The sequence below is a fragment of the Pseudomonas sp. HMSC065H01 genome (assembly GCF_001815235.1).
Classification (GTDB): domain Bacteria; phylum Pseudomonadota; class Gammaproteobacteria; order Pseudomonadales; family Pseudomonadaceae; genus Pseudomonas; species Pseudomonas aeruginosa.
In genome coordinates, this window is record NZ_KV819932.1 from 98,180 (window position 1) to 114,634 (window position 16,455).

Here is a 16,455-nt window from a genome sequence, read left to right on the forward strand (position 1 = left end):
CTCAGCGCGCCAGCAGCTCCGGCAGGTGCCGGGCCAGGGCGCGGTAGCGATCCTCTTCGATCCGATAGGCCCAGTCAGGATGGGCGGCGACCTCGCCCTCGGCGAAGCCCTCGACGCTCTTCGGCAACAACCAGTATTGCTCGCCCTGGCGCCGAATCTCGCCATCCAGGCGCGCGCCGGAAAACGTCCGCAGGCTGAACGCCAGGAGCAATGGCGCCTGTCTGAATCCCACCTGCGCCAGCGGCGCTACATCGGCGAAACGCAGGTCGGCGAACAGCGTCGCCGCGCCGTTGGCCGCTGCCTCATAGGCCAGCTTGCGCCCTGTGGGCAATTGCCGAACCTGCAGGTTCGGCTGCCCGGCGTCGTCGCGATAGAGATCCAGGCGCTCGCCCTTCGGATAGCGCAGTTGCAGTTCGCGCACCCGGGCGAAGGGCAGCGTGGCGATCCGCCGGTCGAGCCACTCCAGCTCGTTGTTCGGCAACGGCAGGCGCTTGTCGATCAGCCAGGCCTGCGGGTCGCCCAGTCGTCGTACGAAGCTACCGCCATGCTGCGCATCCTTGCCCACCAGCAGCACCAGAGGCTCGCCGGACTGCCAATGCAGGCTCAGGCGTAGCGCCTGCCCCTCGCCACGCTCCGCCAGGCCAAGCAGCGCGTGGTTCTTCGGGTTGGCGCTCTTCGCCTCGACCTTGCGCGCCTCTGCCAACGCCTCGAGCAGCGCCGACAAGCGTAGCCGGTCGGCCGGATAGTCGGCCTTGGCCGGCAGGACCCACGCGCCCGCACGCCGCTCGACCCGGATATCCGGCGAACCGTCGGCAAACTGCATGTGCAGGCCACTCAGCGTCGCGCTGTCCAGTTCCGGCAGCCAGCGCTCTGCCGCCGGCAAGGCAGGTACCTCGGCTGCGCGCTCGCGCTGCAGCCAGGCGAAGGTTCCGGCCAGCGCCGCCACCAGCGCCAGCAGGACGATCAGCGTATTGCGCCGCATGCGTCAATGCCCTCCCCGGGCCATGCGCCGGCGCCGCCAGAGCCAGCCGAGCAGCACGCCGACCGTGAGCAACGAGGGAACCAGGGCGATATTGACCAGCTTCAGGGTGCGGCCCAGTGCGTCGATATCGGCGTTCAACTGGTACTGCACCTCGCGCAGCTCCTTGCGGATGCGCAGCTTCTCCTGCATGTACTGGCGCACCGTGGCCTGCTGATCGGGCGTCAGTTCGACGGCCTTCTCCGGGTCGGCACCCTGCTGGAGGGCGGCGAGTTGCTGCTCGGTATCGGCGAGGCGCTGCTTGAGCTGCTCCTCCTTCTGCCGGAAGCTCGTCTCGGCCTCGCGCTGCAGGCGCTCGACCACCACGAACGGCCGGCTGAACCGGCCGCGGGAGCGCACGCTGATCAGCGCGTCGGTGCCCGACAGGTTGTCCAGCGCGTTGACCACCAGTGCGCCGTTGTCGGCCCAGGGCTGCGGCACGCGCTGGCCGAAGAAGTCCTGCACCTGGACCCACATGCGATCGCTGAGCAGGTCGGTATCGGCCACGACGATGACATTGATGTTGCGCGCCTCCTTCAGGCCTTCCCGATGCCCCTCAATGCCCTCCGCGAAGGCACTCTTCGCCGGCCCCTGGATACGGGCGGCGAGAGTATGCCGTCGGCCGCTCGGGCGCAGCTCGCGCATCAGATCGCCGGGGTCGCGCAGCAGGCCGAAGCGCGAGGCGTCGAATGGCATCGCCTGGGTCGAGCTTTGCAGCAAAGGGGTGAAGCTGGTGCTCGCTCCGGGGAGCCTTTCGAGGATACCGGGCGTCGCCAGGGTCAGGCTTTCCAGGCCGGCAGTGGCGATGTCGTCCTGGTCCAGCGCCTCGCGCGGCAAGCTGAGCCAGGCCGGATGCCGGGCCGGACGCTGGTCCCGGCCAAGACTGATGGACATCGCATAGGCGCCGTCGCCGAGCACCTTGCCCGGCAGCAGCCGCAGCCCCCAGGCCTCGAACAGCGGCGCGAGGTCGGACGACTTGTCGCCATCCAGCGTAGCGGCGAAATCGCTGCCGCTGTCGGCCTCGCTGAAGGGGTCGACGAACGCCAGCAGCTTGCCCCCGCGCAGGACGAACTGGTCGATGGCGTATAGCGTCTGCTCGGGTAACTGCTTGGGATGCACCAGCAGCAGCACCGAGACCTCCGGCGGGATTTCCGTGGCATCGCTCTTGAGGCTGCGCAGGTCGAATTGCTGGCGGATTTCCTCCATGACCATCCACGGCGAGGTCGGCTGCCGGCTGGCCATGTCGAAGCCGCCATTGAGCGGCAGCGACGACATCAGGCCGACCACCGGCCGCTGCGGCTGGGCCAGGGTCTGCACCAGGCGACTGATGTCGTATTCGAGGAACTCCTCCTGATCGAGCGGGAAGAAGGGTATGACCTGGACTCCGTCCAGGGCGTTGCTGCCGGCCAGGCCGAAGTACAGGTTGTCGCCGCCCTGCTGCAGGGGAATTCCTTGCAGGCCGAACTCGGCGGCCTTGTCCTCGTTCTCGGAGAACGGCTCGGGATCGATCACCTGCAGGCGAATCCTGCCATTCGCCTCGCGCTCGTAGGCGCGCAGCAGTTCCTCGACGCGCCTGGCGTAGTTGCGCAGCGGCACCAGTTCCCGGGCACCGCTATCCGAATAGAAGAAGTACAGGTTGATCGGCTCGTCGAGGCCGGCCAGGATCCGCTTGGTGCCGGGGCTGATGGTGTAGAGCTTCTGCTCGGTCAGGTCGAGCCGCGCGCCGCTGAACAGCAGGCCGGAGACCATGTTGAAGGCCAGGAACGCCAGCGCGATCAGCAACAGCCCGGCGCCAGAGGACAACACGCGTTTCATCGACTCCCCCTCATTCGGCTTTCTTCAGCTCGACCGCCACCGCCGTGGCGGCCAGCCAGGCGACGATCAGGCTGACGAAATACAGCAGGTCGCGCAGGTCGATGACGCCCTTGCTGACGGCATCGAAGCGGGTCAGCAGGCTCAGCGAGGCCACCGCATCGAGCAACCACTGCGGCGCCCACTGGCTGAACGCATCGAGCACCAGCGGAACGCCGCTGAGCATGAACAGGAAGCAGGCGGCCACGGCGAGGATGAAAGCGATCACCTGGTTCTTCGCCAGGGCCGACATGCACGAACCGATGGCCAGGTAGCCGCCGGCCAGCAGCCAACTGCCCAGGTAGCCGGCGAGAATCGCACCGTTGTCCGGCTCGCCCAGGTAGTTCACCGTGAGCACCATGGGGAAGGTCAGCAGCAGCGCGATTCCGGCGAACGCCCAGGCGGCCAGGAACTTGCCGGCCACGGCTTCGAAGCGGGTCAGCGGCAGGGTCATCAGCAGCTCGATCGAGCCGGACTTGCGCTCCTCCGCCCAAAGGCGCATGGCCAGCGCGGGAACCAGGAACAGGTAGAGCCAGGGATGGAAGGCGAAGAAGGAGGCCAGGTCGGCCTGGTTGCGTTCGTAGAAGTTGCCCAGGTAGAAGGTGAACACACCCGCCAGGACCAGGAAGATCACGATGAACACATAGGCCAGCGGCGTGGCGAAATAACTCGCCAGCTCGCGCTTGAAGATCACCGGCAGTTGCTTCATGCCTCCGTCCCCCGGGTCAGGTTGCGGAATACCTCGTCGAGCCGGCCGCGCTCCACGTCCAGTTCGCGGATCCGACAGCCGCGCTCGGCGACCAGCCCGCTGACCTGGGGGAAGATCACCGCGCCCGGCTGCGCCAGGACGGTCAGGCTGCCTTCGGCGGGGTTCTCCTCGATGCCCGCCACGCCCGGCAGCACCGCCAGCGCCACGGCATCCAGGGGCTCGTCGCTGTAGAGCGTCACCGCCTGGTGGTAGCGCGAGCGGCTGGCCAGCTCCAGCGGCGTGCTGTCCGCCAGCAGCCGCCCGCCGCCGATCACCAGGGCGCGGCTGCACAGCGCCGAGACTTCCTCGAGGATATGGGTGGAGATGATCACGATGCGCTCCTGCGCGAGGCCGCGGATCAGTTCGCGGACCTGGTGCTTCTGGTTCGGATCGAGCCCGTCGGTGGGCTCGTCGAGCACCAGCGCCCGCGGTTCGTGGAGGATCGCCTGGGCCAGGCCGACACGCCGGCGGAAGCCCTTGGAGAGGGTTTCGATGGTCTGCCGGCGCACCTCGTCCAGTTCCAGCAGCCCCAGTGCCCGGGCGACCCGCTCGCGCTTGCCGGCACCACGGTAGCCACGGATCTCGGCGATGAAATCGAGGAAGCCCTGCACGGTCATTTCCGCGTAGCAGGGCGAACCTTCCGGGAGGTAGCCGATCAGCCGCTGCGCCTGCAGCGTGCGGTTGCGGATGTCGAAGCCGAAGATGCTCGCGGTGCCGGCGCTGGGCGCCAGGAAGCCGGTGAGCATCTTCATGGTGGTGGACTTGCCGGCGCCGTTCGGACCGAGGAAGCCCAGTACCTCCCCCGTCTCCACCTGGAAGGACAGGTCGTCCACCGCCACCCGCGAGCCGAAGCGTTTGCCGAGGTTTCTTGTTTCGATCATGGTCCCCTACCTGTTCCGGCGGCCGCCGCCATGTCCGGCCAGGGCCGCGAAAAACGCGCAGGGACTATAGCCGAAGCGCCCCGCCGCCTGGCAATACGGGGCATCGGGAGAACCTTGGCAAAACGTGACAGAACCCGAACGCCTGCCGAAGGTTCTACATTCGCAACCTGTTCGCCGCCGTTCGCCGTAGGACGCGTTGCGTTCTTTTGCGGCCCTCCGGGGATTGCGGCAAACTAGCCGCGCCCGTCACGCCGGGTCCCGATCAACTGCCAGTAGACACCGTATGCCCCGCTACCCTTTCCGCCGCTTTGGTTTTGGCGCCCTGCGCCGCCTGCTGTACCTCTGGGTACGCTCGGAAACCATCAACCAATCGGCCTTCACCCTGAAGATCGACCGCAGCAAGCCGGTGCTCTACGTGCTGCAACAGCCTTCGGTCAGCGATCTCGCGGTAGTGGATACCGAATGCCGCAAGGCCGGGCTGCCGCGTCCGGTGATGCCGGTAGCGGTAGGCGACGCCATCGAGCCGGCGGCGTTCTTCTACCTGACGCCCGAACCCGACTGGCTCGGCCGCCAGGATAAGCGCGGCGCCTCGCCGACCCTGGTGCGCATGCTCGCCGCGGTCGGCCAGAACGGTCTCGACGACGCGCAGATCATTCCGGTCAGCGTGTTCTGGGGACAATCGCCGGACAGCGAATCGAGCCCCTGGAAGCTGCTGTTCGCCGACAACTGGGCGGTCACCGGGCGCCTGCGCAAGCTGGCGCGTATCCTGATCCTCGGACGCAAGACCCGCGTGCAGTTCTCCGCGCCGATCCACCTGCGCGAGCTGGTGGAACAGGGCAAGGGCCACGAACGCACGCTGCGCATGGTCAACCGTATCCTCCGGGTGCACTTCCGCAACCTGAAGACCGCGGTGATCGGTCCCGACCTGTCGCACCGCCGCAACCTGGTCAAAGGCCTGCTGCGCGCGCCGCTGGTACGCCAGGCGATCAGCGAGGAATGCGAGAGCGAACGGATATCCCAGGAAAAGGCCGAAGGCATCGCACTGCGCTACGCCAATGAAATCGCCTCGGACTTCTCCTATCCGGTGATCCGCTTCCTCGAAGTCATCCTCAGTTGGTTCTGGAACAAGCTGTACGAAGGTGTCAAGGTCAACCACATCGAGCGGGTGCAGGACGTGGCCCAGGGCAACGAGATCGTCTACGTGCCCTGCCACCGCAGCCACATCGACTACCTGCTGCTCTCCTACCTGCTGTTCCGCAACGGCCTGACCCCGCCGCACATCGCCGCCGGGATCAACCTGAACATGCCGGTGATCGGCTCGATCCTGCGCCGCGGCGGGGCCTTCTTCATGCGCCGCAGCTTCAAGGGCAACCAGCTCTACACTGCGGTGTTCAACGAGTACCTGCACACCCTGTTCTCCCGCGGCTTCTCCACCGAGTACTTCGTCGAGGGCGGCCGTTCGCGCACCGGGCGCATGCTCCACCCACGCACCGGCATGCTCGCCATCACCCTGCGCAGCTTCCTCCGTGACTCGCGCCGGCCGATCGTCTTCGTGCCGGTCTACATCGGCTACGAGCGCGTGCTGGAAGGCCGCACCTACCTCGGCGAACTGCGCGGCGCGACCAAGAAGAAGGAGTCGATATTCGACCTGTTCAAGGTGGTCGGCGCCCTGAAGCAGCGTTTTGGCCAGGTCTGGGTGAACTTCGGCGAGCCGATCCATCTCGACCAGTTCCTCGACCGCCACCAGCCCGACTGGCAGGACCAGGACCTCGGCCCGGAATACCGCCCCGACTGGCTGCCGCAGACCACCAACCTGCTGGCCAAGGACGTCGCCCGCCACCTCAACGACGCGGCGGCGATCAACCCGGTCAACCTGGTCGCCCTGGCGCTGCTCTCCACCAGCCGCCAGGCCCTCGACGAAAGCGCCCTGGCGCGAATCCTCGACCTCTACCTGGCGTTGCTGCGCAAGGTGCCCTACTCGCCCAGCGCGACCCTGCCGGACGGCGACGGCCAGGCCCTGATCGAATACGTGAAGAGCATGAACCTGCTGGCCGAGCAGAAGGACGCGCTGGGCCGCATCCTCTATCTCGACGAACAGAACGCGGTGCTGGCGACCTACTACCGCAACAACGTCCTCCACGTCTTCGCCCTGCCGGCGCTGATCGCCAGCTTCTTCCAGAGCAACTCGCGGATCAGCCGCGAACAGTTGCTGCGCTTCGCCCGCGCGCTCTATCCCTACCTGCAGGCGGAACTGTTCATCCGCTGGAGCCTGGACGAACTCGACGCGGTGATCGACCAGTGGCTGGCGGCCCTGGTGGAACAGGACCTGCTGCGCCAGGAGAACGACACCTTCATCCGCCCGGCGCCAAGCTCGCGGCAATACGTGCTGCTGATCCTCCTCGCTCGTTCGGTAACCCAGACCCTGCAGCGCTTCTACATGGCCATCGCCCTGCTGCTCAACGCCGGGCAGAACGCCCTGACCGCCGAGGAACTGGAGAACCTCTGCACCGTGATGGCCCAACGCCTGTCGATCCTGCATGGCCTGAACGCCCCGGAGTTCTTCGACAAGAGCCTGTTCCGCCACTTCATCCAGACCCTTCTCGACCTGCGCGTGCTGCGCAAGGACGAGGCCGGCAAGCTGAGCTACCACGAACTGCTCGGCGAACTGGCCGAAGGCGCCGCCAAGCGCGTGCTGCCGGCGGAGATCCGTCTGTCGATCCGCCAGGTGGCGCTGGAGCGCCCCGCCGAGGAAGCCGCCGCCGAAAGCAACGACGCGGCCGCCAACTGAAGCCCGGCGCCCGCCCCGCGAGGGACGGGCGTCGCTCCGCTGAAATATCCTGCGACCTTTCCCTGTTCCGGCCCGGCAACCTATGCTGGTTTCCCGGGTCAGAGGCCCGCTCGTTTTTTTGTTCCGTCTGAAAGGAGGCTCCCATGAAAAAACTGCCATTGCTGCTCGCCGCCAGCATTCTCGCCGGCTGCGGTACCCAGCAATCGACTTCGAACGCCAGCTTCGATGGTGAGGTCTTCTACCGCGAGCGTATCGCCCTGCCGCCCTCGGCGCGCCTGAGCGTGAGCCTGGAAGACGTGTCCCTGGCCGACGCCCCCTCGGTGCAGTTGGCCAGCCAGACCCGCGAGATCACCAGCCAGGTGCCGCTGGCGTTCCACCTGGAGTACGACCCGAAGCAGGTCAAGCCGGGCCACAGCTATGCGGTGAGCGCGCGCATCGAGCTGAACGGCCAGTTGCTGTTCATCAACACCACCCGCCACTCGGTGAAACTCGACGGCAGCGACCCGCAGCCCTATCGCGTGCAGGTCGAATCGGCGCGCTGAAGCACACCGCGGCATGCCGCCGGTGCGAACCGGCGGTTCCCTCCAGTACACTCCACCTCCTATTCGCTACCGGTTGCCGATCCACCTCACGACGAGCGGCCGGATACCCCGTACGTTCCACATCAAGGACGCTGTCATGTTCCGACTCACTGCCCTCTGCGCCGGCCTGCTGCTCTCGGCCAACGCCCTCGCCCTGTCCCTCGCCGACCTGTCGCAGAACGACGCCTCCAGCGGCCTGAAGGACGCCCTGACCCAGGGCGCGCAGATCGCCGTCCGCCAGCTTGGCCAGCCGGGCGGCTTCAACAACAACCCGGACGTGCGCATCGAACTGCCCGGCAAGCTGGGCAAGGCGGCGAAGCTGATGAAGCAGTTCGGCATGGGCGCCCAGGTCGACCAGCTCGAGGCGAGCATGAACCGCGCCGCCGAGGCTGCCGTGCCGCAGGCCCAGGGCCTGCTGGTGGAGGCGGTGAAGAAGATGACCGTGGCCGACGCCAAGGGCATCCTCAAGGGCGGTGACGACGCCGCCACCGAATACCTGGACAAGTCCAGCCGCGAACAGCTGCGCGCGAAGTTCCTGCCGATCGTCAAGCAGGCCACCGACGAGGTCGGCCTGGTCAAGCAGTACAACGCCTTCGCCAGCCAGGCGGCGACCCTTGGGGTGGTCGATGCGAAGAGCGCCAACGTCGAGGGCTATGTCACCGAGCAGGCCCTCGACGGGCTCTTCGAGATGATCGCCAGGCAGGAGAAGAGCATCCGCCAGAACCCGGCGGCTGCCGCCACCGGCCTGGCCAAGAAGGTCTTCGGCGCGGCCAGGTGAGCCGACGGACGGGGCGCGATCGCCCCGTCCCCTTCTCCCGTCAGGCCCGCGCCTCGTCCTTCTTCACGCGGAACCAGGCGGCATAGAGCGCCGGCAGGAACAGCAGGGTGAGCACGGTGGCGACGATCAGCCCGCCCATGATCGCCACCGCCATCGGCCCGAAGAACACGCTGCGCGACAGCGGGATCATCGCCAGCACCGCCGCCAGCGCGGTCAGCACGATGGGCCGGAAACGCCGCACGGTAGCCTCGATGATGGCGTGCCAGCGATCCAGTCCATGGCTGATGTCCTGTTCGATCTGGTCCACCAGGATCACCGAGTTGCGCATGATCATGCCGGCCAGGGCGATGGTCCCGAGCATCGCCACGAAGCCGAACGGCTGGCGGAACAGCAGCAGGAACAGGGTCACGCCGATCAGGCCCAGCGGTGCGGTGAGGAATACCATCGCCATCCGCGAGAAGCTGCGCAACTGCACCATCAGCAGGCTCAACACCACCACGATGAACAGCGGCACGCCGGCGTTCACCGAACTCTGGCCCTTCGCCGCGTCCTCCACCGTGCCGCCCACCTCCAGCAGGTAGCCGTCCGGCAGCTCGGCGCGGATCGGTTCCAGGGTCGGGGCGATCTGCGCGACCAGGGTCGCCGGCAGCGAATCGTCGTAGATATCGGCGCGCACGGTGACCGTCGGCAGGCGGTTGCGGTGCCAGATGATGCCCTCTTCGAAGCCGTATTCGAGCGTAGCGATCTGCGACAGCGCCACGCTCCGGCCATTCTCGGTCGGCACCGCCAGGCTCGGCAGCAACGACAGGTCGCGACGCTCCTGCTCGGTGCCGCGCAGGAGGATCTCGATCAGCTCGTTGTCTTCGCGGAAGAAGCTCACGTGCGAGCCGGTCAGCGCGCTCTGCAGGAACTGCGACAGGCTGGCGGTGCTCACCCCCAGGGCACGGGCGCGCTCCTGGTCGATGCTCAGGTACACCACCTTGCTCGGCTCTTCCCAATCCAGGTGCACATTCACCACGTGCGGGTTCTCGCGCATCTTGTCGGCGACCTTGCGTGCCAGTTCGCGAACCTGCGGGATGTCCTCGCCGGAAACCCGGAACTGCACCGGATAGCCCACCGGCGGCCCGTTTTCCAGGCGACTGATGCGGCTGCGCAGGTGCGGGAAGTCCTCGTTCATCCGCTCGATCAGCCACTTGCGCAGCGCCTCGCGGCTCTCCAGGTCCTTGGCCAGCACCACCACCTGGGCGAAGCTGGCCGCCGGCAATTGCTGGTCCAGCGGCAGGTAGAAGCGGGGCGAGCCGGTGCCGACGTAGGCCACGTAGTTGTCGATGCCGTCATGGCCCTGCAGCATTTTTTCCAGGCGCTGGACTTCCTCGCCGGTAGAGCGCAGTGAGGCGCCCTCCGCCAGCTTGATGTCCAGCAGCAGCTCCAGGCGCGCCGAGGGCGGGAAGAACTGCTGCGGCACCAGGCGGAACAGCAGCAGCGCGCCGACGAAGGCGGCGAGGGTCAGGACGATCACCGTCTTGCGGTAGCGCACGCACCACTCCACCAGACGCCGGAAGCGCTGGTAGAAGGCCGTAGCATAGGGATCGTAGCCATCGGCGCTGCCGCCGTGCTTCTGCGCGTGCAACCTGGCCAGGTCCGGCAGCAGCTTGGCCCCCAGGTAGGGAACGAAGACCACCGCGGCGAACCAGGAGACCACCAGGGCGATGGTCACCACCTGGAACAGCGAGCGGGTGTATTCGCCGGTGCCGGACTGCGCGGTGGCGATCGGCAGGAAGCCGGCGGCGGTGATCAGGGTGCCGGTGAGCATCGGGAAGGCGGTACTGGTCCAGGCGAAGGCGGCCGCCTTGAGACGGTCGTAGCCCTGCTCCATCTTCACCGCCATCATCTCCACCGCGATGATCGCGTCGTCCACCAGCAATCCCAGCGCCAGCACCAGGGCGCCGAGGGAGATCTTGTGCAGGCCGATGCCGAAGTAATGCATGGCGGCGAAGGTCATCGCCAGCACCAGCGGGATCGACAGCGCCACCACCAGGCCGGTGCGCAGGCCGAGGGAGAAGAAGCTCACCAGCAGGACGATCACCAGCGCCTCGGCCAGCACCCGGATGAACTCGCCGACCCCGGTACGTACCGCCGCCGGCTGGTCGGACACCTTGCGCAGTTCCAGTCCGGCCGGCAGCGACTGCTGCAGGCGGGCGAACTCGGTTTCCAGGGCCTTGCCCAGCACCAGGATGTCGCCGCCCGGCTTCATCGCTACCGCCAGGCCGATGGCGTCCTCGCCCATGAAGCGCATGCGCGGCGCCGGCGGATCGTTGAAGCCGCGGCGAACCTCGGCCACGTCGCCGATGCGGAAGGTGCGGTCGCCGACGCGGATGGGGAAGTCGCGGATCTCCTCCACCGAATCGAAACGCCCGGAAACGCGCAACTGCACGCGGTCGCTGGCGGTCTCGAAGAACCCGGAGGAGGCCACCGCGTTCTGTTCCTCCAGCGCCTTCTGTACCGCCGCCAGGGGCAGGCCGAGGGTGGCCAGCTTGGTGTTGGACAGGTCGATCCAGATCTTCTCGTCCTGCAGGCCGATCAGCTCGACCTTGCCGACGTTCCTGATCCGCTGCAATTGCAGTTGCAGGCGGTCGGCATAGTCCTTCATCACCGCGTAGTCGAAGCCCTTGCCGGTGAGCGCATAGATGTTGCCGTAGGTGGTGCCGAACTCGTCGTTGAAGAACGGGCCCTGGATGCTTTGCGGCAAGGTGGCGCGAATGTCGCTGATCTTCTTGCGGATCTGGTACCAGAGTTCGGGGATCTCGCTGGAATGGATGTCCTCGCGGGCCATGAAGGTCACCTGCGAGACGCCGGGGCGGGAGAAGGACACGATGCGATCGTAGTCGCCGGTTTCCATCAGCTTCTTCTCGATACGCTCGGTGACCTGCCGGGCCACCTCTTCGGCGCTGGCGCCCGGCCAGTTGGTCTGCACCACCATGGCCTTGAAGGTGAACGGCGGGTCTTCGCTCTGCCCCAGCTTGCTGTAGGACAGCGCGCCGACCGCGCCAAGCAGGATCATCAGGTACAGGACGATCTGGCGATTCTGCAACGCCCAGGCGGAAAGGTTGAAGGACATGCGACTACTCCTTGGCCGCCAGTTTCACCGTGCGGTTGGCCCGGTCGATCGGACGCACCTGCTGCCCTTCGCGAAGCACCTGGACCCCGGTGGCCACCACCCAGTCGCCAGCCTTCAGGCCTTCGAGCACCGGCACCCGGTCCTCGGCATAGGGACCGGTGCGCACCGCCTGCCGGCGCAGGGTCGAGCTGCCCGGCTCGACCACCCAGACGAACGCCTGGCCGGCCTCTGCGGTCAGCGCCGACAAGGGAACCGATAACGGCACCGCCTCGGCGGCGGCGACGTAGACCCGCGCGCTCTGGCCCAGTTCGGCCGGAGTCGCGCGGTCGTCGAAGGCCACCCGGGCGGCGAAGGTACGCGATTGCGGATCGGCCGCGGGCGAGAGCTCGCGGATATGCCCGGCGAAGCGTCTGTCGCGTTGCGACCAGAGTTCGACCGACACCGGCTGGCCGATGCGGAAACGTTCGAAGCTGTGTTCCGGCAGGCCGATCAGCACCTCGCGTTCGCCGTCGGCGGCCAGGCTGAAGACCGTCTGTCCGGCCGCCACCACCTGGCCCACCTCGACGCGCCGGCTGGCGATCACGCCATCCTGGGGCGAGCGCAGCACGGCGTAGCCGGCCTGGTTGTCGGCGACGTTGAATTCGGCGCGGATCTGCTTCAGCCGCGCCTCGCCGGCGCGGTAGCTGTTCTGGATGTTCTCGAACTGGGAATGGCTGACCAGGTTGCGGTCGAGCAAGGTGCGGTAGCGCCGGTACTCGGCGCGCACGGTCTGCAAGTTGGCCTCGGCGGCACTGACCTGGGCCCGCGCCGCCTCCAGTTGCAGGCGCACGTCCTGGGGATCGAGTTCGGCCAGGGGCTGGTCCTTCTTTACCCGCTCGCCGACTTCCACCAGCCGGCGGATGACCTTGCCGCCGATGCGGAAGGCCAGCTCCGGCTCGTGGCGGGCGCGGATCTCGCCGGGAAAGGCCTGGCTCACCTCCCCCGCCGGCTGGGGCTGGACGACGATCGCCGGACGCGCCGCGGCTGGCGGCGGCGTGCCGTTGCCGCAGGCGGCGAGGAACAGGGAGGAAAACAGGGACAGGGCGACGAGCGGGATATGGCGGTACATGTGACACCTTCCGCAAACTGCGTTCGAGTTCTTATACTGGGCGGTATAGTAAAAATACAGAACCCATCAGTCCAGTATTTCAATTGTATAAGCGCATGTCAGAATCCACCTCCTCCGTCGGTCCCGGCCGGCCCAAGGACCCGGCCAAACGGGAAGCCATTCTCGAGGCGGCCAAGCGCCTGTTCCTCTGCAACGGCTACGACGGCAGCAGCATGGAAGCCATCGCCTCGGAAGCCGGCGTTTCCAAGCTCACCGTCTACAGCCACTTCACCGACAAGGAAACCCTGTTCAGCGAAGCGGTGAAGGCCAAGTGCGCCGAGCAGCTTCCCGCCCTGTACTTCCAGCTGGCCGAAGGCGCGCCACTGGAAAAGGTCCTGCTGAATATCGCCCGCGGCTTCCACCGGCTGATCAACAGCCACGAGGCGATCGCCCTGACCCGCCTGATGGCCGCGCAGGCCGGGCAGAACCCCAAGCTTTCCGAGCTGTTCTTCGAGGCCGGGCCGAAGCAGGTGATCGACGAGATGGAACGCCTCCTCGAGCAGGCCCGCCGCAGCGGCAAGCTGGCGTTCCCGGACGCGCGCCACGCCGCCGAACACTTCTTCATGCTGGTCAAGGGCTGCGCCAATTACCGTCTGTTGATCGGCTGCGCCGAACCGCTGGACGAGGCCGAAGGCGAGCGGCACGTGGAAGAAGTGGTGGCGCTGTTCCTGCGCGCCTTCGCCGCGGGCGGCTGAGGCAGCTCAGGCGCGACGGCGGAAACGCACCCGCGCTCGCTGCGGACGCAGGGAAAACCAGCCGCGCGGCGCCAGGTCGCCGTCGTGCATGATGTCCCAGTGCTCGACCCAGTAGGCCAGCGCCGCCGCCAGATCGATCATCGCCATCGCGGTGCCGGGGCAGGCGCGGTCGCCGAGGCCGAAGGGGAAGTAGGCGCCGCGCGGCCAGCGCGCCGGTTCGAGGAAGCGCTCGGGACGGAACTCCAGCGGCGCCTCGAACCAACGGGGATCGCGCTGGGTGATCCAGCTCGAGACCATGGTCACGTCGCCGCGCTTCAGCCGCTGGCCGAACACCTCGATGTCCGCCGTCACCTGCCGCGGCGCCAGGCCGTAGGCCGGCGGGTACAGGCGCAGGCACTCCTGCAGGACCGCCCTGAGCAGCGCGCAATCGCGCAGGTCGGCGACCGAGCGGATCGCCGTCCAATTCACTCGCGCCAGCTCGGCGCGTAGCCGCGCGAGCAACTCGGGACGCTGGGCCAGCAGCAACAGGCTCCAGGTCAGGGTCACGCCGGTGGACTGGTGGGACGCCATGAGCAGGGTGCAGAGTTCATCGCGCAGGTCCGCCAGCGGCCGCGGCGAGCGCTCCGCCACCTCGCCCACCGCCTCGCGCAACTGGCCCAGCGCCCAGCGCTTGCGCGGGCACAGTTTGCTCGGGAACCAGTGGCCCAGCGGCAGGCCGGTGCTCATTTCCAGCAATGCCACCCGTGACAGCAGGCGCACCGCCTTGGCGATCCGATAGGCCGACGGTTGCAGGTCGACGTCGAACAGCGCGTGACCGCTGAGGGTGACGCTGAACGCAGCCATTTCCAGGTCGAGGTCGTATTCGCGCCCCTCCTCCACCCGCTCGCCCCACTCCGCGGCCAGGCGGCGAACCTCGCTGGCCGGCGGCGGCGCCAGGTGCGGCCGTACTTCTTTGCGCCGGGCCTGGGCGGGGGCGCCCTCGCGCATCATGAAGCTGCGCCCGTTCCACTGTTTCAGCATGCACAGCGCCGGCTGCCAGCGTTGCAGGTCATCGCGGCGATCGACCATCAATTCCTGCACCGCCTGCGGATGGAACAGGCACCAGAGGCGCTGCGGGCCCATGCGGGCAACCGCGAGGTCCGGCTGCGCGACGTGCATCTTCTGCAACCAGGCCAGCGGATCGCGCTGCATCTCCAGCCAGTGGCGGACACCGGCACGCCCGTCGTTGGCCCAGGGCAGGTGCGCCAGGCGCCGGCGAATCGGACAATCGATGGTCTGCTGCATGCTCGCCGCCTCCCTGCGGTGTCGACACTCAGCCCTTGCCCAGGGCCTTCTTCGGATAGATGTCGTAGCGGCTGGACTTGCCTTCCAGGCTATAGCCGGGCTTGGGCCCTTCGATGATCGGCGCCTTGCGCGGGCGCTTCACCACCACCCGGTGGCTGGCCAGGGCCAGGGCCGCCTGCAACAGCGCCGGGGCGTCGAGATCGTCGCCCACCAGCGGCCGGAACAGACGCATTTCCTTCTTCACCAATGCGCTCTTGTCGCGATGGGGAAACATCGGGTCGAGGTAGATCACCTGCGGCGCCTCGCCATCCCAGACGCGCATCAGGTCCGCCGAGTTGCCGCCGAGCAGACGCATCCGCGCGGCGATCGGCGCCACGTCGGGATCGCGCCGGGCGCGCTCCAGGCCATCCTCGAGCAGGGCGGCGATCAGCGGCTGGCGCTCGACCAGGGTCACCTCGCAGCCCAGGCTGGCGAGGACGAACCCATCCCGGCCCAAGCCGGCCGTGGCGTCCAGGACCCGCGGACGGATGCCTGGCTGGACGCCGACCGCCTTGGCGATCATCTGTCCGCTGCCGCCGCCGAACTTGCGCCGGTGGGCGCTGGCGCCCTCGACGAAATCGACCCGCACCGGACCGGGGGAGTCCGCCCCCAGTTGCAAGACCTGCAAGCCCTGCTCGCCGACCTGCACGGCGAACTCCGCCTCGTCGTCCGCCGCCAGCGGCAGGCCGAGCCGCTCCGCCCAGCGCCGCGCAGCCTCGGCGCAACCGGCGGACAGGGCTTGGACATGCAGGCGAGGAGCGGCGGAATCGGTCATGGTCGGGCAATCGTCGGGGAAAGCGCGGATTTTGCCAGAGTTGGCCCGCGCGCGCTCACCGGCAGACCTGCCATAGGCCCATGTCGAGGTGGAAGTGATCCCGGTGGGCGGCGTTGTAGTCGGGCCCCAGCACCGCATTGAAACTGGCGCAGGCGCCGTCCCGCACGCGGCGCAGGAAGCGCCCGTCGGCGCTCTCGCCGGCCCAGTCCGTGGCCAGGCGGATCCGCCTCCCGTCGGCCAGGCGGAAGCCGCTGATGTCCAGGGCATTGGCCGAGGCATGCTGGCTGCGCCGACCGTCCTCGCGGTTGTAGACGTTGCGGCAGGCGAAGCTGCCGACATGCTCGACCCGCGCCAGCGGCTGGCCATAGATGTCCAGGGCTGCCGGTTGCAGCACGTGCCGCTCGAACAACGCATAGCTCACCGCCAGCGGGCAACTGGCGAGAAAGCTGCTGCTCAACTCCAGCGCCGCCCCACGCACGCGCAGGCTGTTGCTCAACGGGCAGGTAGCCGATGGCGGGTCGTCGGCTACCCGCTGGTAGCGCAGTTGCGAGGAGGCCAGGGCGGCGTCGCAGAGGCTCCGGTCGTCGGCCAGCCGCCATAGCTTGTAGCGGGTCAGCAGGTTCGGCGGTTCGCGCACGTCCAGCGGCAGCCAGGGATTCCAGCGCGCCGGCAGATCGAGCCACTGGTAGCGCAGGGCGCCGACGGCCCCCGCCAGCAGCAGTAATGGCAGCAACCAGGCCAGGCGGCGCACG

General features: G+C 67.7%; 13 protein-coding genes. 4 read left to right on the top strand and 9 right to left on the bottom strand.

Annotated elements, in window-relative coordinates; genetic code table 11:
- Position 1: 1 nt before the first annotated feature.
- The 4 genes from HMPREF3014_RS27880 to HMPREF3014_RS27895 are packed head-to-tail and all read right to left on the bottom strand — an operon-like array spanning position 2 to position 4,498.
- Complete coding sequence (locus HMPREF3014_RS27880; protein ID WP_003092443.1) at positions 2 to 982, bottom strand: DUF4340 domain-containing protein; 981 nt, start codon at positions 980 to 982, stop codon at positions 2 to 4.
- 3 nt (positions 983 to 985) lie between these two features.
- The gene (locus tag HMPREF3014_RS27885) at positions 986 to 2,833 is read right to left on the bottom strand and encodes a GldG family protein (protein ID WP_023087098.1); all 1,848 of its coding nucleotides are present in this window, start codon (positions 2,831 to 2,833) and stop codon (positions 986 to 988) included.
- 10 nt (positions 2,834 to 2,843) lie between these two features.
- On the bottom strand, positions 2,844 to 3,578 hold the full coding sequence (locus HMPREF3014_RS27890) for an ABC transporter permease (protein ID WP_023087097.1): 735 nt from the start codon (positions 3,576 to 3,578) through the stop codon (positions 2,844 to 2,846).
- Complete coding sequence (locus tag HMPREF3014_RS27895) at positions 3,575 to 4,498, bottom strand: ABC transporter ATP-binding protein (RefSeq protein ID WP_034016738.1); 924 nt, start codon at positions 4,496 to 4,498, stop codon at positions 3,575 to 3,577. The genes HMPREF3014_RS27890 and HMPREF3014_RS27895 overlap by 4 nt, the downstream gene beginning before the upstream one ends.
- 283 nt (positions 4,499 to 4,781) lie before the next feature.
- Between HMPREF3014_RS27895 and plsB the strand changes: the two genes are divergently transcribed.
- The 3 genes from plsB (at position 4,782) to HMPREF3014_RS27910 (ending at position 8,645) form a co-directional block, all read left to right on the top strand.
- On the top strand, positions 4,782 to 7,286 hold the full coding sequence (plsB, locus tag HMPREF3014_RS27900; protein ID WP_003113856.1) for a glycerol-3-phosphate 1-O-acyltransferase PlsB: 2,505 nt from the start codon (positions 4,782 to 4,784) through the stop codon (positions 7,284 to 7,286).
- Between the two features lie 143 nt (positions 7,287 to 7,429).
- Entirely contained in the window at positions 7,430 to 7,828 is a 399-nt protein-coding gene (locus HMPREF3014_RS27905; RefSeq protein WP_003098642.1) for a YbaY family lipoprotein, read from the top strand.
- Positions 7,829 to 7,964: 136 nt separating this feature from the next.
- Positions 7,965 to 8,645 (top strand): DUF4197 domain-containing protein, encoded by a 681-nt coding sequence (locus tag HMPREF3014_RS27910; RefSeq protein ID WP_003098644.1) that lies wholly within the window; start codon positions 7,965 to 7,967, stop codon positions 8,643 to 8,645.
- Between the two features lie 40 nt (positions 8,646 to 8,685).
- On the opposite strand, the gene mexK is transcribed toward HMPREF3014_RS27910, so the two are convergent.
- Positions 8,686 to 11,763, bottom strand: a complete 3,078-nt coding sequence (mexK, locus tag HMPREF3014_RS27915; RefSeq protein WP_003117477.1) for a multidrug efflux RND transporter permease subunit MexK — start codon at positions 11,761 to 11,763, stop codon at positions 8,686 to 8,688.
- 4 nt (positions 11,764 to 11,767) lie between these two features.
- Positions 11,768 to 12,871, bottom strand: a complete 1,104-nt coding sequence (gene mexJ / locus HMPREF3014_RS27920; protein ID WP_003113855.1) for a multidrug efflux RND transporter periplasmic adaptor subunit MexJ — start codon at positions 12,869 to 12,871, stop codon at positions 11,768 to 11,770.
- Between the two features lie 95 nt (positions 12,872 to 12,966).
- Here mexJ and mexL point away from each other — a divergent pair, with 95 nt between their 5' ends.
- Positions 12,967 to 13,605 carry an efflux system transcriptional repressor MexL gene (mexL, locus tag HMPREF3014_RS27925; RefSeq protein WP_003092468.1) on the top strand — a complete coding sequence of 213 codons (639 nt, stop codon included), beginning with the start codon at positions 12,967 to 12,969 and terminating at the stop codon, positions 13,603 to 13,605.
- Between the two features lie 6 nt (positions 13,606 to 13,611).
- On the opposite strand, the gene HMPREF3014_RS27930 is transcribed toward mexL, so the two are convergent.
- From HMPREF3014_RS27930 to HMPREF3014_RS27940, 3 genes are read right to left on the bottom strand one after another with little or no spacing between them, the layout of a single operon-like run.
- A complete protein-coding gene (locus HMPREF3014_RS27930; RefSeq protein WP_003117476.1) occupies positions 13,612 to 14,889 on the bottom strand; it encodes a cytochrome P450 in 1,278 nt (425 codons plus the stop codon).
- A 28-nt stretch (positions 14,890 to 14,917) separates the two neighbouring features.
- Positions 14,918 to 15,703, bottom strand: coding sequence for a class I SAM-dependent methyltransferase (locus tag HMPREF3014_RS27935; RefSeq protein ID WP_023087096.1), 786 nt, complete (start codon positions 15,701 to 15,703; stop codon positions 14,918 to 14,920).
- Positions 15,704 to 15,758: 55 nt separating this feature from the next.
- Positions 15,759 to 16,454: an extensin-like domain-containing protein gene (locus HMPREF3014_RS27940; RefSeq protein ID WP_023087095.1), complete on the bottom strand. Its 696-nt coding sequence runs from the start codon at positions 16,452 to 16,454 to the stop codon at positions 15,759 to 15,761.
- Between the last annotated feature and the right edge of the window lies 1 nt (position 16,455).

Excerpts from the sequence above, each read along its gene's own strand:
- HMPREF3014_RS27890 (WP_023087097.1), bottom strand. The coding sequence starts at position 3,578 with ATGAAGCAACTGCCGGTGATCTTCAAGCGCGAGCTGGCGAGTTATTTC.
- HMPREF3014_RS27910 (WP_003098644.1), top strand. The coding sequence starts at position 7,965 with ATGTTCCGACTCACTGCCCTCTGCGCCGGCCTGCTGCTCTCGGCCAAC.
- HMPREF3014_RS27885 (WP_023087098.1), bottom strand. The coding sequence starts at position 2,833 with ATGAAACGCGTGTTGTCCTCTGGCGCCGGGCTGTTGCTGATCGCGCTG.
- HMPREF3014_RS27880 (WP_003092443.1), bottom strand. The coding sequence starts at position 982 with ATGCGGCGCAATACGCTGATCGTCCTGCTGGCGCTGGTGGCGGCGCTG.
- plsB (WP_003113856.1), top strand. The coding sequence starts at position 4,782 with ATGCCCCGCTACCCTTTCCGCCGCTTTGGTTTTGGCGCCCTGCGCCGC.
- HMPREF3014_RS27895 (WP_034016738.1), bottom strand. The coding sequence starts at position 4,498 with ATGATCGAAACAAGAAACCTCGGCAAACGCTTCGGCTCGCGGGTGGCG.
- HMPREF3014_RS27905 (WP_003098642.1), top strand. The coding sequence starts at position 7,430 with ATGAAAAAACTGCCATTGCTGCTCGCCGCCAGCATTCTCGCCGGCTGC.
- HMPREF3014_RS27930 (WP_003117476.1), bottom strand. The coding sequence starts at position 14,889 with ATGCAGCAGACCATCGATTGTCCGATTCGCCGGCGCCTGGCGCACCTG.
- mexJ (WP_003113855.1), bottom strand. The coding sequence starts at position 12,871 with ATGTACCGCCATATCCCGCTCGTCGCCCTGTCCCTGTTTTCCTCCCTG.
- mexL (WP_003092468.1), top strand. The coding sequence starts at position 12,967 with ATGTCAGAATCCACCTCCTCCGTCGGTCCCGGCCGGCCCAAGGACCCG.
- mexK (WP_003117477.1), bottom strand. The coding sequence starts at position 11,763 with ATGTCCTTCAACCTTTCCGCCTGGGCGTTGCAGAATCGCCAGATCGTC.
- HMPREF3014_RS27935 (WP_023087096.1), bottom strand. The coding sequence starts at position 15,703 with ATGACCGATTCCGCCGCTCCTCGCCTGCATGTCCAAGCCCTGTCCGCC.